Origin of the sequence: Bacillus paramycoides (assembly GCF_001884235.1) — a bacterium.
Taxonomy (GTDB): domain Bacteria; phylum Bacillota; class Bacilli; order Bacillales; family Bacillaceae_G; genus Bacillus_A; species Bacillus_A paramycoides.
In genome coordinates this window covers 162,046-176,833 of record NZ_MAOI01000015.1, presented here as the reverse complement: position 1 = coordinate 176,833, position 14,788 = coordinate 162,046, and the positions used below count along the sequence as shown (strand labels likewise).

The following is a 14,788-nucleotide window of genomic DNA, read 5'->3' as shown; positions in this document are numbered from 1 at the left end:
CTAACACGCGAATTACTTTTCTACTATTATATTGTCCGTCTTTATAGATACACTTTTCGTGAGTCCACTCACTACAAACATCACAATAATATTAATTAACAATGCGACTATACCTACATTCAAATCTTTTATATATTGCGGTACCCCTGGAAACATCGTAGCTATAGTAGAACCAGATAAGGTGATATATGCGACAACTAACAGCCCAATTCCCATCCCCGCAATCGCACCTTGTTTCGTAATAATTTGCCGAGGAAACAAACTACATACAAGTGCAGGGAAAAGTTGCGTAACTATACTGTATCCCATTAAAAGAAGAGCCCCTATTGTTTCTCCACCTTTAAAGGTGAACAAAACAGCTACAAGCGTTACTACAGGAACAAATAATTTCGCCACTTTAGCAACTTGTCTATCTGAAGCAGATGGGACCATTGTTCGGTAAATATTTTTTGCTAACAATGTAGAAGCGGCCATGACAAGCATGGAACCTGGAACTAATGCTGTTAAAACTCCAGCACTACCAATAATCCCAATAAACCAAGGGTCAAAGGTTTGAAGAGCCAGACGGAATAACGAAAGATCTACATCCGCTCCCTTTAATCCAGGAACTTGTAATATAGCAGCAAATCCTGCAAAGAATACGAAAAGTAAAACTAAAGAATACAGTGGCATAATTGCCGCGTTTTTCCTAAATACTTTTTCGTTTTTTGCAGAAAAAGCAGAAGCAAATGTATGAGGCCACATATAAAAACCGAGGGCCGTTAATATAATAGTAGAAACAAACCAAGAAATACTCATCCCTTCATCAGGCAAGGACAAAAACCCTGGTTTCGCAGCTTCTACAGCTTCGAACATCGGCTGAAATCCTCCGTAATAATGATACGGTAAATATATACCTAAAAACATAACGATAAACAGTATCATAATATCCTTCAAAGCGGCTGTCCAAGCAGAGCCGTGTATACCTGAAACCATTACATATATAGTTATAACAATAGCACCAATCCATACTGCAATAACAGGTGACACTCTTCCATACGAAGCTTCTGAAACGATAATTCCTAGTCCCTTTAACTGTAAAACAAGATATGGAATAATAGAAATAACACCAACAATTGAAACTATTACCCCAAGCATCTTACTCTTATATTTCTTCGCAAAAAAGTCCGGCTGCGAAACAAGGTTATGTTCTTTTGCATACTTCCAAATCGGTGGCAATAAAAAATACGATAAAATATAAGCTAGCGCGCCATAACCTAAAATATAAAATGTAGGTGCCCCTTTACTATACGCCCAGCCACTTCCTCCTAAAAATGTGAACGTCGTATAAATTTCGCCTGCCATAAGGAGAAAAACGAAAATAGTTCCAAACCCTCTTCCGCCAACCGACCATTGTTCTAAATTCATATCTTTTCCATGTTGTGCCCGAATCCCTAAAAATAGTGCTAGAAATAAAAATAAAATAATGATAAGTAATGCTATCATCCTATATCCCCCTTATTAGCAGGATCAAATAAGTATACAAGCCCCATACATAGAGACGTAATGAGCACTGATAACAATACCCAGAATAATAAAAATGGCATCCCCAATACGTAAGGAGTGACTGAATTCGCAAATACTGGTCCAACTACTAAACAAAGAACTGGAATAAGCGCTAGCACATGTATTTTCTTCATCTCATTCTCCTTTATTTATAAAATTCATAATGGCTGATACAAAAACTTCCACTCCAATTGGTAATGCGTCTTCGTCAATTGTAAAACGAGGATGGTGATGCGGATATATAATTCCCTTCTCTTCATTTCCTGCCCCTATAAAAAAGAATGTCCCTGGTGCCTTTTGTAAAAAGGCTGAAAAATCTTCTCCTGCCATCGTTGGTTGTAAACGCACAACCCGTTCTCTTCCAAAAAGCTGTAATGCCGTACGTTCAATAAGCTCTGTCACTTCATAATCGTTCACAACTGGTCGATATCCATATTCATAAGAAAATGTATACTTAGCACCGTAGGATTCTGTAATATGTTGCACAATCCGTTCAAGCTTCTCCTCTGTTTGTCCTCTTAATTCATGTCTTAAACTTCTCACTGTCCCTTCAATCTCTGCCTGTTCCGGTATAACATTATGAGTTGTCCCAGCGTGAAATTGTGTAACAGATACTACGAGAGAATCTAACGGATTCGTGAGGCGAGATACAATTTGCTGGATTTGCGAAACAATTTGTGCACCGATCGCGATACTATCGACTGTTTCGTGCGGAATTCCAGCATGTCCACCTTTTCCCTCTATCGTAATTTTAAAAACATCCGGTGCCGCCATCGCTGGGCCATAAATTACACCTACTTTTCCAACTTCTAATGAAGCCCACAGGTGAGCACCAATAATGTAATCCACACCTTCCATTACTCCCGCTGCGACCATTTCCTCTGCACCACCCGGAAAATTTTCTTCTGCATGTTGAAATAGAAAACGAATTTCCCCTTTAACTTTTTCTCTTTCTTCTACTAACTTATGTACTACACCAAGCAATATCGCCATATGACCATCGTGACCACACGCATGCATCACACCTGGATATGTAGAAATATAATCAAACTTATTTTCTTCATGAATAGGAAGAGCATCCATATCAGCACGAACCGCGATTGTTTTACCAGGCTGTTTACCAATTAGCCTTGCCATTACACTATATTTAGTAGGGCGCGAAACTTCTAAATATGGGATTTTCCGAAGTATGTCGAATACAAATTGAGATGTTTTTTCTTCTTGAAAAGATAACTCTGGATACTTATGAAAGTGCCTTCTCCACTCAATCAACTGATTCTTTAATAAAACAAGTTCCTTTGCGACATCCATTTCTCTTCTCCCCTTCTTCACTAAGTTAACTGTTATTATAACGTGAATAGTTAACTTTTAAAAGAATCTTCTGAATTTTCAATAATAAATACTTAAAAATAAAAAGCCACCCTCAAGATGACTTTTCATTATTACAAAATAGTAATTGCTTGTTTCCCCATTTGCTCCCATGACTTTTCAAACTCTGCTCGCGGAACAGCTTTACGTGGGTTATTCGCAAGAGGATCATTCATATATACGAAATTTTGATCGTATCCAATTACTACTACACTATGCTCATAATATGTAATTTTTACTTCTCCTGAACTTGTATTCCACGTCTCAAAGCTATCTTCTGAAAGTGGTTTAAACGTCGTATTCGCAATTACCCATACAGGTGATCCCGAACTAATTACTTTATATAAATCTTGCACTTCTCTACCTGTTAAATTAATGACTTTTTCAGGAACATACTTTTCTGCTAATGTAAAGATTGGTTGATGATATACACCGTACCCTTGCTCAGATTTCGTATAAATATTCCCGACAAACCCTTCATAAGGATTCCCACGCAAACCGTCTTGTTCAAATGGGACGCGGTAAATTTCACTGGCAAGTTGCATCTTATCTACTTGTACACCTTTATGTTGCAACAACATTGCTAAACTCGTTACTTCACACCCACGAGGTAATTCAGGTAATTGCTTTATAAACGGGACACCTTCAATCATTGCACTTTCTTTCACCTCAGAGAAAAGGTCTAACCGTAATTCGTGTGCCTTTTTCATAATTTTATCTTTCTCGATAAAAAACACGGCAGCAAATATAATACCGAAAATAAAAATATATTTTAACTTTTTCATCATAAACCAAACTCCATTATATCAATTATTTTAAAGTCGTAACTTCTACCATTGTACCTTTCTTCTTACTAGTTTACTAGAAAGATTCTGTGAATTATTATTTACATATACCATTTTTAAAATTCTAATTATTTTTAATAAAAAGAAAAAACAATATACTTTTTCTGAATATTTTGCTAAAATCAAAATTGTTAACATAGTGAATGAATCGCAAGTCTTCCACCATGTTAACAAACATTCTAGGATATTTAGTCATAAGTTAGTTTTTCTTTTACATACTCCATTCATTTCATAACAAAATAAATCGAGTATGTTTTTCATCCCCCACTAATGATTAAAATCCCAGAATGAAATCAAGTTAACACATACAAGAAAAATACGGGGTGAGGGGCATATGAATCAACAAGTAGAACAAACAGATTTAAAACGAACAATGAAAAGTAGACACTTATTCATGATTGCACTTGGTGGAGTCATTGGAACAGGATTATTTATGGGCTCTGGACAAATCGTCCATAATGCCGGACCAGGCGGAGCTATTCTTGCATTTTTAGTCGGTGGTTTCGTTATGTATTTAACGATGTTATGTCTTGGTGAATTATCAGTAGCTATGCCAGAAGCAGGTTCATTCCAAAGTTATGCAAGCAAATTTATTTCACCTGGCTTTGGATTTGTCGTCGGTTGGATGTATTGGTTAAATTGGGCTGTTACAGTTGGAGTAGAGTTAACGACTGTTAGTATTTTAATGAAACGTTGGTTTCCAGACGTTTCTTCGTGGATTTGGTGTGTTATATTTGCAGCAGCACTCTTTCTTGTGAACGCTTTATCAGCGAAAGCATATGCAGAGACTGAGTTTTGGTTCGCTAGCGTAAAGGTTGCAACAATTGTTGTCTTTATTGTACTTGGAGGCGCAGTTATGTTCGGTTTTCTCGACTTTAATGGAAAACCAGCTCCAATGCTTCATAATTTCACTGAAAATGGCGGACTATTTCCAAATGGTGCACTAGCAGTTCTTCTTACAATGATTACAGTAAATTACTCATTCCAAGGAACTGAACTTATTGGTATTGCTTCAGGTGAAAGCGAAAACCCTGAAAAAACGATCCCAAAAGCTATAAAAAACACAATTTGGCGCACTCTATTCTTTTTCGTCTTAGCAATCTCAGTTGTTGTAGGTTTACTCCCATGGCAAGAGGCTAATCTAGTTGAAAGTCCATTTGTACTTGTATTTGATGTGGCTGGTGTTCCATATGCAGCAGACATTATGAACTTTGTTATTATTACAGCTGTATTATCTGTAGCTAACTCTGGTCTATACGCAAATTCTCGTATGCTTTGGGCGATGGCAAAACAAGGCATGGCAAGTCCAGCTTTTACAAAGCTAACTAAAAAAGGTGTACCGCTAAACGCATTAATTTTCAGCCTAATTTTTGCAAGCCTGTCTTTATTAACGAGTGTATTTGCGGCAGATACTGTCTTTTTAGTTCTAACATCTATTGCAGCAATGGCAGCTGTTGTCGTTTGGATGTCGATCGCAGCTTCACAATTTTTCTTCCGTAGAGAATTCGTTAAAAATGGCGGTGACATAAAGGATTTAAAATATCGTACACCACTTTATCCAGTAGTTCCAATCGTAGCTTTTTCACTCAATTTCATTACATTTGTTAGTTTAGCTTTCATTCCAGATCAGAGAATTGCTCTTTTTTGCGGGATTCCATTTATGATTATCTGTTACATTTTATACCAAGTAAAATATAAAAAAGTTGTCACATTTGAACAACAACAAAATATAACTCGGAAAATAAACTAAATATACTAAATATTCAGCTATCTTTCTTATGATAAGATAGCTTTTTTCTATTTATTGGATATCTTGGTATAACTTTATTTAACTTAAAATTTTCACAATCACGTTTTTCTCTGGAAAATAGTTTACAATGTAATCAAGTTACAAATGATATTCACCTTAAAAAGCGTGCATTTGTGTCTATTTTTTAACAATATGACAAAAACTATTGCCTTCTATAAATTAATAGGTTTATATTGTTTTATTGGCATAGTTTCAATCCAAGGAGAAAGGAGATTTTCAATCGTGCAACTAAAGAAAGCGTTTTGGAAGTTGGCTTCACTTCTTCCGTTATCATTACTTCTGTTCCTCGGTGGCTGTGATAAGAAACTCGCAGTATTAAATCCGCAAGGACCTGTTGCAAAAGCACAGTATGATTTAATTGTTTGGTCATTCGTGCTTATGTCATTAATTATCGCAATTGTATTCATCTTGTTTACAGTCATCTTGATTCGTTATCGTGAAAAACCAGAGAATATGGACTATGAGCCACCTGATCAACACGGTAACACATTATTAGAAATTATTTGGACGCTTGTCCCTGTTATTATCGTTATCGCATTATCGATTCCAACAGTAAAAGCAACTTATGCTTCGGAAGAGGTTCCGAAAGAGTCCAAACATATTAAACCAGTTGAAATTTATGTTACATCCGCAAACTGGAAATGGTTATTTAGTTACCCAGAGGAAAAAATTGAAACCGTTAACTATTTAAACATCCCAGCTGGTGTACCTATTCAATTCAAACTGACTTCTGTAGGTCCAATGAATGCTTTCTGGGTTCCAGAACTTGGTGGTATGAAATACACTATGGATGGCATGATCATGGATTTATATTTACAAGCTGATAAACCTGGTTCTTACCTAGGTCGTAGTTCGAACTTCTCTGGTGAAGGATTCACTCATATGGAATTCGAACTTGAAGCAAAAACAAAAGAAAAGTATGACAAGTGGGTAAAAGAAGTACAACAAACTGCTCCTAAACTAACAGAAGATAAGTACAACGAAATTGTTAAACCTGGTGTAGTTGGTCGTATGACATTCTCTAGTCATCACTTAAGTTATGTAGATCCAAAATCACTTGAATATTGTGATTACAACTACTACAAAAACAAAAAATAATAGCTATTATTCCAACAGATTGGAGTGAACACAGTGAAGCTTGATGAATTTTTTGTCACAGGTGACCCAATTATTTACGGTGCTGACGCATCTATCGTTCTTGTGACATTAGCGATTCTTTTCGTACTAACAAAGTACAAAAAATGGAGATGGCTTTGGGATGAATGGTTAACAACTGTTGACCATAAAAAAATAGGGACCATGTACATTATCTCTGCCGTTATAATGTTATTCCGTGGTGGTATGGATGGTTTAATGATTCGTGCCCAATTAACATTCCCAGATACAACATATTTAAACGCTGAACACTATAACGGAATCTTTACAACACATGGTACAGTTATGATTCTTTTCATGGCAATGCCATTCGTTCTAGGATTAATGAACGTCGTTGTACCATTACAAATTGGTGCTCGTGACGTTGCATATCCGTTCTTAAATGCTTTAAGTTTCTGGTTATTCTTTATCGGAGCAATGTTATTCAACATCGCTTTCGTTATCGGTGGTTCACCAGACGCTGGGTGGACTTCTTACTTCCCAATGGCGGGTACAGAGTTTACTCCTGGTGTAGGAAATAACTTCTACGCAATTGCATTACAGATTTCAGGTATCGGTACGCTAATGACAGGTATTAACTTCCTTGTTACGATTTTAAAAATGCGTACACCTGGCATGAAATTAATGAAAATGCCAATGTTTACATGGTCTATTTTAATTACATGTGTAATCATTATTTTCGCTTTCCCAGTATTAACAGTAGCTCTTGCATTAATGACATTTGACCGTCTATTTGATGCTCACTTCTTTACGATGGCGAGCGGCGGTATGCCAATGCTCTGGGCCAACCTATTCTGGGTATGGGGTCACCCTGAAGTATATATCGTTATTTTACCGGCATTCGGTATTTTCTCTGAAATCATTAGTACATTCTCACGTAAACGTCTATTCGGTTACAGTGCGATGGTGTACTCAATGGTCGCAATTTCTTTACTAAGTTTCGTCGTATGGCTTCACCACTTCTTCACAATGGGTGCAGGTCCAGCGGTTAACTCGTTCTTCTCGATTTCGACAATGGCGATTTCGATTCCAACCGGGGTTAAGATCTTTAACTGGTTGTTTACGCTGTATAAAGGACGTATTCGTTTTACAGTTCCAATGCTTTGGTCATTGGCATTTATTCCAAACTTCGTAGTTGGTGGAGTTACAGGGGTTATGCTTGGAATGGCAGCAGCTGATTATCAGTACCATAACAGCTACTTCCTAGTTGCTCACTTCCACTACGTATTAATCGCAGGTACAGTATTTGCTATGCTTGCTGGATTTACATTCTGGTATCCAAAAATGACAGGTCATATGCTAAATGAACGCCTAGGTAAATGGACATTCTGGATCTTTATGAGCGGATTTAACATCTGTTTCTTCCCAATGTACTTCTTAGGTTTAGACGGTATGACTCGTCGTATGTACACTTACTCTGAAAGTCTTGGATGGGGTTGGTTAAACCAAATCGCATCTGTCGGCGCAGTAATGATGGGTATCGGATTCGTACTTCTTTGTTACAACGTAATTTGGAGTGCACGTCACGGTGAACGTGACGTTACTGGAGATCCATGGGATGGTCGTACACTTGAATGGGCTACTCAATCTCCTGTACAACATTACAACTTCGCGAAACTTCCTGAAATTAAAGAAGCTGATGCTTTCTGGTATATGAAACAACGCGGAGAAACAGTTACACCAGCTGCAGAAGAATTAAAACCAATTCACATGCCAAGTAACTCTGGTGTGCCTATTATTGCGTCTGCATTCTTCGGTCTTGCAGGTTTTGCATTAGTATTTAGCTGGTTCTGGCTTGCAGCAATCGGCGGCGTTGGTATTTTAGCTTGCTTAATCTATCGTTCATTCGATTACGATGACGGTTACTACGTAAGTGTTGATGAAATCAAAAAAACAGAACATGTAGCATGAGAGGTGAAATGATATGGCGGCTTTAGATAAAAGCTTACCTTTGGAATATCAATCCGAGCAAAGCAGATTGAACATCCTAGGATTCTGGATTTTTCTTGGGGCTGAAATTATGCTGTTCGCAACACTTTTCGCCTCTTATCTAGTACTTGCTGGTCGTACGGCAGATGGCCCAACACCAGCACAACTGTTTGAAGTTAAAACACTTTTAATTCAAACACTACTACTTTTAACAAGTAGTTTCACATGTGGTATCGCAATTCATGAAATGCGTAAACACAACCAAAAAGCAATGCTTGGATGGTTCATCTTTACATTACTTTTAGGTGCAGGCTTCCTATTCTTTGAAATTGAAGAGTTCATTATGTACGTTGGTGAAGGCGCAACAATTCAAACAAGTGCTTTCTTATCTGGATTCTTCGTTCTTCTTGGAACGCACGGAGCCCACGTAACAGGTGGTATCATTTGGGCAACTTGTGTTATCATCCAAATTTTAAAACGAGGTTTAACACCAGTTACAGCTCGTAAAGTATTCATTATCAGCTTATACTGGCATTTCCTTGATCTTGTTTGGGTCTTTATTTACACACTAGTTTACTTGAACGGGATGGTGGCGTAAATGGCTCAAAATAACAATCAAGCAAACGGGCATGCGCATAGCGGATTCCCATGGTCACACGTTTTCGGATTTATTTTATCGCTTGCACTAACGTTTCTAGCGTTATACGTGGCACTTTACACAAGCCTGCCTCTTTCAACGATATTAACAACTATCATCATAATGGCAGTTGCGCAAGCATTATTACAATTAATTATGTTCATGCACTTAAAAGAAGGAGAAGGAAGAGTTCAAATTCTTACAATGATATACAGTTTCTTCGTTGCAACAGCAACAGTTGGTCTTACTGTATGGATTTTCTTCTCAATGTAATTTGCATGAAAAAGACTGCTGAGGAATCTCAGCAGTCTTTTTTTATTATCTCCCCTATTGCATCCACATTACGGAATTAACAACAGAATCATGAAAAATATACTTATTATGACAAATGTTAAGAAAACTCTTTCTTTATGAAATCGAACCCATATGCGTTGATTTTCTACCTATAATATGGCTAAATAGGTACTATATTTATTTGAAGGGAGAGAACGCAATGGAACATCATTCTTCTGTTCTATCACTTATGGTTGTCGTTGCAATCGCGTTTTTCGTTCCCCTTTTGTTACAACGCTTTAAATTAAAAGCACTTCCTGTCGTTGTCGCAGAAATTATCGCAGGAATCTTTGTAGGTAAAAGTGGATTTAACATCATTGAGCCAGATATGTGGCTTCAAGTCTTATCAACACTAGGTTTTATCTTCCTAATGTTTTTAAGTGGTTTAGAAATTGACTTTTCTATCTTTAAACAAAAAGGGAAAAAGAATACGACAAACGAACCGAACACATTCCAAGCAGCAAGCATTATCTTCTTATTTATTTTCATTTTATCTTATGCCCTATCGTTAATATTCGTATGGCTAGGATTCGTAGACAATGCAATGTTCATGACTTTAATTATCTCAACTATTTCCTTAGGTGTTGTCGTACCAACATTAAAAGAAAATAACTTAGGAAAAACCGCAATCGGACAAATCATTTTATTAGTCGCTGTTATTGCAGACTTAGTTACAATGATTTTACTCGCTGTATTCGTCGGATTAAATTCCGAAAGTGGCCAAAGTATGTGGCTTCTACTTCTTCTATTCGGCGCTGGTATTATAATTTACTTTATCGCAAGACGCTTTAAAAATATTCCATACCTAGAAAGCTTAAAAGCCGGTAGTGTACAAATTGATACACGAGCTGTTTTTGCACTCATCTTAATATTAGTTGGATTATCTGAATCCGTTGGAGCAGAAAACATTTTAGGAGCCTTCTTAGCAGGTGTACTCGTATCTTTATTATCACCAAATGACGATATGGTTGAAAAACTCGATTCCATCGGATATGGTTTCTTCATCCCTATTTTCTTCGTAATGGTTGGTGTAAATTTAGAAGTATGGTCTATTTTTAAAGAGCCTTCTAGTATGCTAATGATTCCAATTTTAATTGTGGGACTCTTTATTTCAAAACTATTGCCATCACTCGTCTTACGAAAATGGTACCCACGCAATATCGTACTCGGAAGTGCTATTTTGTTAACATCAACACTTTCTTTAGTTATTGCGGCTGCACAAATCGGTGAAAAGCTAGGTATCATTAGCCCAAGTTTATCAGCATCCCTTATTTTAAGTGCAGTTATTACTTGTATTTTTGCACCTATATTATTTAAAAAGATGTTTCCAAAAGTGGAAACACCAAAACCGAAAGTATCTATTATTGGCGCGAGCAGAATTACCCTTCCGTTATCACTTGATTTGAAGCGCGAAGATTATGACGTAACGCTATATATGATACGCCAGAATAAAATAAATGATGAGGAAGTAAAATCTCATGACTTCCCTATCGTGAAACTAGATGAAATCACAATCGAATCATTAACTGAACAAACAGCATTTGATGCAGACCGTGTTGTTGTTGCGACAAGTGATGATGACCAAAACTTATTATTAGCAGAACACGCAAAAGAATTAGGTGTTGAACATGTCATCGCAAGTGTAGAAGATCCCCTTCTACAAGAAAAAGCAACGCAAGAACATATCGCTGTATTCTCAACTATTAACTCTACACGTATTTTATTACGTGCACTTATTGATAAACCAAGTCTCGTCCGCTTAATTACAACAGCGAATGAAACAGTGCGTGAGGTTGAACTACGTAGCAATAAATATAATGGCTTAGCACTTCGTCGCCTTCCGTTTTTAGGTGATGTACTTGTCATTCAAATTTACCGTGGTAATAAAGCATTAATACCACATGGTGATACGAAATTACAACACGGTGACATTTTACTTGTAACAGGTTCAAAAGAGCATATTGATACAATGAAAAACATACTAGAGTAGAAAAATGCCCCTCACATAATTGAGGGGCATTTTTCCAATTTCATATGGTAAAATGTTACTATCACATATTATGGGGATGAATCACATTATGTCTATTTCAACTTTAGCTCTCTTATTATTAGCGGAAGTACTCGTCGCCATTATTCTCATCGGTATTAGCATTGAAATTTGTAGTTACGGATGGAAAAAATCAAATGGAGTCAAATACACTTGTCTCTTGCTTTCACTCCTTCTTGGAACCGCTAGCATACTCGGACTTTTCGCTGCACCTGCCTATTTCTTTATACAGCTAACAGAAAAAGGCTTATAAGAAAGGATGTTAATATGATTACCGTGAAAAATATTGATGGATCTGAAACTTACGTATTACGTCAAAAAATTTTGCGCCCTAATCAGCTATTAGCAGATTGTAAATATTCTTCCGACTACGAAGTAGACACCTTCCACTTGGGTGCATTTCTGCATGAAGAACTTATTAGCATCGCTTCCTTCTCTAAAGAAATATATCCTGATTTACAAACTGGTATCCACTATCGTCTACGAGGAATGGCGACATTACCAAACTTTCGAAACAAACACGCTGGAAGCTCCTTAATCCATAAAGCCGAGCAAATCTTACAAGAGCGTAACGCAAACATTTTATGGTGTAATGGCCGAATTACTGTAGCTGACTATTACAAACGATTAGGTTTCCACGAACATGGTGAAATCTTTGAAATTGAACCGATTGGCCTTCATAAAGTTCTGTATAAAAAGATATAAGAAAAGCTTTCCTCAATACGGGAAAGCTTTTCTTATATTTCAATCTTCATTTTTTATCTTTTTCATATATATGTATATAAACAAGCTAGGAACTAAAAAACAGGCAAACATAATAAGTCCTGTTATACTAATTTCCTTTATCGAAATATCTGGTGTCACAATGATACAAATAGCTAAAATCCCAATAACAATCCCAACTGGAATGAATAATAATTTCATGAAATAACTACGAGATACTCCCCCTGTATGCTCATACACTTCCACTGAATTTTTTAAGTTTAAAAAGTTAATAACTACTATCCCGCTGATAAATATCATTAATAAATCCGAAATACTTTCATATCCTTCCCCTTGCAAAACGTAGCGATAAAAAACAATACCTAGTATGACGATATTCTGTAAGATGAAAGCCAATCTAACATGTTTTAACCCTTCAATCATTAAACGTTCATCTTTCACGATTTTCACCCTATCACTCCTTTTCCTCCCAAAACAAATCATTCAATGTTTTATTTACCGCATAACAAATTTTTAAACATAAATCTAGAGACGGATTATACTTCCCCTTCTCAATTAAACTAATCGTTTGCCTTGTAACGCCTACTTTTTCTGCTAATTGTTGCTGTGTTAAATCTAACTGAACACGCGCGACTTTTATTTTACTTACAGCCATTCATGTTCCTCCTCCGCCCTTATTGTAACATATATATTCCATTTAGTAATTTATAATTTACAAAACAAATTTGAATTTTACCTTATCCCGCATTAACTGCCCGTAAACGCCCGATTGGTTCAACTAATAATAAGTGGGGGATGTGCCCCCCACTTATTATAGTTTCACTTTATTATACACAAAAAAGGAGCCTCTCATAAGAAACCCCTTTCCTATCTCTATATTATAAGAATAAATGACATCCAAATAAAATTGTAAATAAGTATAGTAACGGATGTACTTCCATCCCTTTCCCCTTCACGATTTTTAAGATTGGATACACTAAAAATCCGATTGCAATTCCATTCGCAATACTAGATGTTAACGGAATACCAACGAAAATTAAAAATGCTGGTAATGCGTCTTCAAATTCATTCCAATTAATATCACGAATGCTTTGTGCCATTAAGCTACCTACTATAATTAATGAAGGTGCTGTAATAGCTGCTACACTTGATAAAGAGGCAATAACAGGGCTAAAGAATGCCGTTATAATCGTTAAACAAACGACTACAATACCTGTCAATCCAGTTTTACCACCTGCCGCAATTCCGGCTGATGATTCAATTGTCGCTGCTGTAGGGCTTGTCCCAAAGATGGAACCTGTCGTTCCGCCAATTGCATCTGCAATGAACGCCTTACCAAAGCGCTTTTCCGTGTTATCTGTATTTAAACCTGCCTGTTTAATTAAACCAAGCAAAGCCCCTGTTGTATCAAATAAAAGTACAAGTAAGAATGAAAAAATAACTCCATATAACCCGTATTGAATTACATCTGAAAATGCGTTGATAGGGTTTGAAACAATAATTCCTTCTGGTAAATGTGGCATTGCCACAATCTTATCCTCAAACTTCAATTGCCCCGTAAAGAAAGCAATAATCCCTGTCACAATCATACTAATAAACAACGCACCACTAACGCGTAATACCATTAATACCGCCGCTAACACTAAACCAACTAATGTTAAAATAACAGCCGGTGAATGAAAGTCTCCGATTGTAACTAAGTTAGATGGATGGTCAACGATGATACCTGAAAGTCGCAATCCGATAAAAGCAATAAATAATCCAATTCCACCTGCAATTGCATGTTTTAAACTGTCAGGAATTGCGACAATTAACTTTTGCCTAAATGAGGTGAACGATAATAAAAGAAAAATGATACCTGTTACAAATACTGCCGAAAACGCAATGACATATGTAATCCCCTCTGCCTGTTGAACCACAGAATAAGCAAAATATGCATTCATTCCCATAGCTGGAGCAATAACAATTGGATAGTTAGCTAAAAACGCCATACATAGCGTTCCAACAACTGTCGCAATTATAGTCGCCGTAAATGCTTGATCAAATGGTATACCTGCATCAGATAATATTTTTGGATTGATGACAAGAATATACGCAAATGTAAAAAAAGTTGTGATGCCAGCTAAAATTTCTTGCTTCACAGAAGTGTTATACTTTTGTAATTGAAACATACTTATGTACCCTTCCTACACCTGAATTATTATCACACATTCTTTTCTTATTAGTATGTGAGAAAATGTAACACCTAATCTTAACAATCAATAAAAAGAAGAGTCAATATATTCTTTAATAGTTAGAATTTTAAGTTTAAGTCTGACAAACATAGATATAGTACAGTGTATTATGATTATTTTTGTAGCATAACAGATAGAAATGTTTTATAATTTGAAATAGTT

The 14,788-nt window shown here is 36.4% G+C and carries 15 protein-coding genes; 8 read left to right on the top strand and 7 right to left on the bottom strand.

The genetic code is table 11. From position 1 onward, the window contains the following. Window positions 1–12 precede the first annotated feature (12 nt). The 4 genes from BAU28_RS02325 to BAU28_RS02310 form a co-directional block, all read right to left on the bottom strand. Window positions 13–1,485, bottom strand: coding sequence for a sodium:solute symporter family protein (locus BAU28_RS02325; RefSeq protein ID WP_048370826.1), 1,473 nt, complete (start codon window positions 1,483–1,485; stop codon window positions 13–15). Then, window positions 1,482–1,679 (bottom strand): DUF3311 domain-containing protein, encoded by a 198-nt coding sequence (locus BAU28_RS02320; protein ID WP_002174920.1) that lies wholly within the window; start codon window positions 1,677–1,679, stop codon window positions 1,482–1,484. The genes BAU28_RS02325 and BAU28_RS02320 overlap by 4 nt, the downstream gene beginning before the upstream one ends. A gap of 1 nt (window position 1,680) precedes the next feature. Next, window positions 1,681–2,856 (bottom strand): M20 family metallopeptidase, encoded by a 1,176-nt coding sequence (locus BAU28_RS02315; protein ID WP_071717606.1) that lies wholly within the window; start codon window positions 2,854–2,856, stop codon window positions 1,681–1,683. Window positions 2,857–2,987: 131 nt separating this feature from the next. After that, a complete protein-coding gene (locus BAU28_RS02310) occupies window positions 2,988–3,698 on the bottom strand; it encodes a C39 family peptidase (protein WP_071717616.1) in 711 nt (236 codons plus the stop codon). 394 nt (window positions 3,699–4,092) lie between these two features. On the opposite strand from BAU28_RS02310, the gene BAU28_RS02305 reads away from it, so the two are divergent. The 8 genes from BAU28_RS02305 to BAU28_RS02270 all read left to right on the top strand — a co-directional run bounded on the left by BAU28_RS02305 (window position 4,093) and on the right by BAU28_RS02270 (window position 12,374). Continuing rightward, window positions 4,093–5,508 (top strand): amino acid permease, encoded by a 1,416-nt coding sequence (locus BAU28_RS02305; protein WP_048370822.1) that lies wholly within the window; start codon window positions 4,093–4,095, stop codon window positions 5,506–5,508. A 282-nt stretch (window positions 5,509–5,790) separates the two neighbouring features. Next, on the top strand, window positions 5,791–6,666 hold the full coding sequence (locus tag BAU28_RS02300) for a cytochrome aa3 quinol oxidase subunit II (RefSeq protein ID WP_071717605.1): 876 nt from the start codon (window positions 5,791–5,793) through the stop codon (window positions 6,664–6,666). A 33-nt stretch (window positions 6,667–6,699) separates the two neighbouring features. Further along, window positions 6,700–8,634, top strand: coding sequence for a cytochrome aa3 quinol oxidase subunit I (gene qoxB, locus BAU28_RS02295; RefSeq protein ID WP_002174915.1), 1,935 nt, complete (start codon window positions 6,700–6,702; stop codon window positions 8,632–8,634). A gap of 13 nt (window positions 8,635–8,647) precedes the next feature. Next, complete coding sequence (gene qoxC, locus BAU28_RS02290; protein WP_002174913.1) at window positions 8,648–9,250, top strand: cytochrome aa3 quinol oxidase subunit III; 603 nt, start codon at window positions 8,648–8,650, stop codon at window positions 9,248–9,250. Next, a complete protein-coding gene (gene qoxD, locus BAU28_RS02285) occupies window positions 9,251–9,562 on the top strand; it encodes a cytochrome aa3 quinol oxidase subunit IV (RefSeq protein ID WP_002174911.1) in 312 nt (103 codons plus the stop codon). A 220-nt stretch (window positions 9,563–9,782) separates the two neighbouring features. After that, on the top strand, window positions 9,783–11,612 hold the full coding sequence (locus tag BAU28_RS02280) for a monovalent cation:proton antiporter family protein (RefSeq protein WP_071717604.1): 1,830 nt from the start codon (window positions 9,783–9,785) through the stop codon (window positions 11,610–11,612). A 52-nt stretch (window positions 11,613–11,664) separates the two neighbouring features. Continuing rightward, a complete protein-coding gene (locus BAU28_RS02275; protein WP_071717603.1) occupies window positions 11,665–11,922 on the top strand; it encodes a DUF4022 family protein in 258 nt (85 codons plus the stop codon). A 14-nt stretch (window positions 11,923–11,936) separates the two neighbouring features. Continuing rightward, window positions 11,937–12,374, top strand: a complete 438-nt coding sequence (locus BAU28_RS02270) for a GNAT family N-acetyltransferase (RefSeq protein WP_071717602.1) — start codon at window positions 11,937–11,939, stop codon at window positions 12,372–12,374. Between the two features lie 39 nt (window positions 12,375–12,413). Here BAU28_RS02270 and BAU28_RS02265 read toward each other — a convergent pair whose 3' ends face one another. The 3 genes from BAU28_RS02265 to BAU28_RS02255 form a co-directional block, all read right to left on the bottom strand. Then, window positions 12,414–12,842 carry a hypothetical protein gene (locus BAU28_RS02265; protein WP_071717601.1) on the bottom strand — a complete coding sequence of 143 codons (429 nt, stop codon included), beginning with the start codon at window positions 12,840–12,842 and terminating at the stop codon, window positions 12,414–12,416. A 4-nt stretch (window positions 12,843–12,846) separates the two neighbouring features. Beyond that, window positions 12,847–13,047: a helix-turn-helix transcriptional regulator gene (locus BAU28_RS02260; protein WP_025149845.1), complete on the bottom strand. Its 201-nt coding sequence runs from the start codon at window positions 13,045–13,047 to the stop codon at window positions 12,847–12,849. A 223-nt stretch (window positions 13,048–13,270) separates the two neighbouring features. Beyond that, on the bottom strand, window positions 13,271–14,563 hold the full coding sequence (locus BAU28_RS02255; RefSeq protein ID WP_071717600.1) for an NCS2 family permease: 1,293 nt from the start codon (window positions 14,561–14,563) through the stop codon (window positions 13,271–13,273). Between the last annotated feature and the right edge of the window lie 225 nt (window positions 14,564–14,788).

What these genes read in the sequence shown, in the direction of transcription:
- BAU28_RS02255 (WP_071717600.1), bottom strand. Translation starts at nt 14,563, where the DNA reads ATGTTTCAATTACAAAAGTATAACACTTCTGTGAAGCAAGAAATTTTA.
- BAU28_RS02310 (WP_071717616.1), bottom strand. Translation starts at nt 3,698, where the DNA reads ATGAAAAAGTTAAAATATATTTTTATTTTCGGTATTATATTTGCTGCC.
- BAU28_RS02280 (WP_071717604.1), top strand. Translation starts at nt 9,783, where the DNA reads ATGGAACATCATTCTTCTGTTCTATCACTTATGGTTGTCGTTGCAATC.
- qoxD (WP_002174911.1), top strand. Translation starts at nt 9,251, where the DNA reads ATGGCTCAAAATAACAATCAAGCAAACGGGCATGCGCATAGCGGATTC.
- BAU28_RS02320 (WP_002174920.1), bottom strand. Translation starts at nt 1,679, where the DNA reads ATGAAGAAAATACATGTGCTAGCGCTTATTCCAGTTCTTTGTTTAGTA.
- qoxC (WP_002174913.1), top strand. Translation starts at nt 8,648, where the DNA reads ATGGCGGCTTTAGATAAAAGCTTACCTTTGGAATATCAATCCGAGCAA.
- BAU28_RS02305 (WP_048370822.1), top strand. Translation starts at nt 4,093, where the DNA reads ATGAATCAACAAGTAGAACAAACAGATTTAAAACGAACAATGAAAAGT.
- BAU28_RS02270 (WP_071717602.1), top strand. Translation starts at nt 11,937, where the DNA reads ATGATTACCGTGAAAAATATTGATGGATCTGAAACTTACGTATTACGT.
- BAU28_RS02260 (WP_025149845.1), bottom strand. Translation starts at nt 13,047, where the DNA reads ATGGCTGTAAGTAAAATAAAAGTCGCGCGTGTTCAGTTAGATTTAACA.
- BAU28_RS02325 (WP_048370826.1), bottom strand. Translation starts at nt 1,485, where the DNA reads ATGATAGCATTACTTATCATTATTTTATTTTTATTTCTAGCACTATTT.
- BAU28_RS02315 (WP_071717606.1), bottom strand. Translation starts at nt 2,856, where the DNA reads ATGGATGTCGCAAAGGAACTTGTTTTATTAAAGAATCAGTTGATTGAG.
- BAU28_RS02275 (WP_071717603.1), top strand. Translation starts at nt 11,665, where the DNA reads ATGTTACTATCACATATTATGGGGATGAATCACATTATGTCTATTTCA.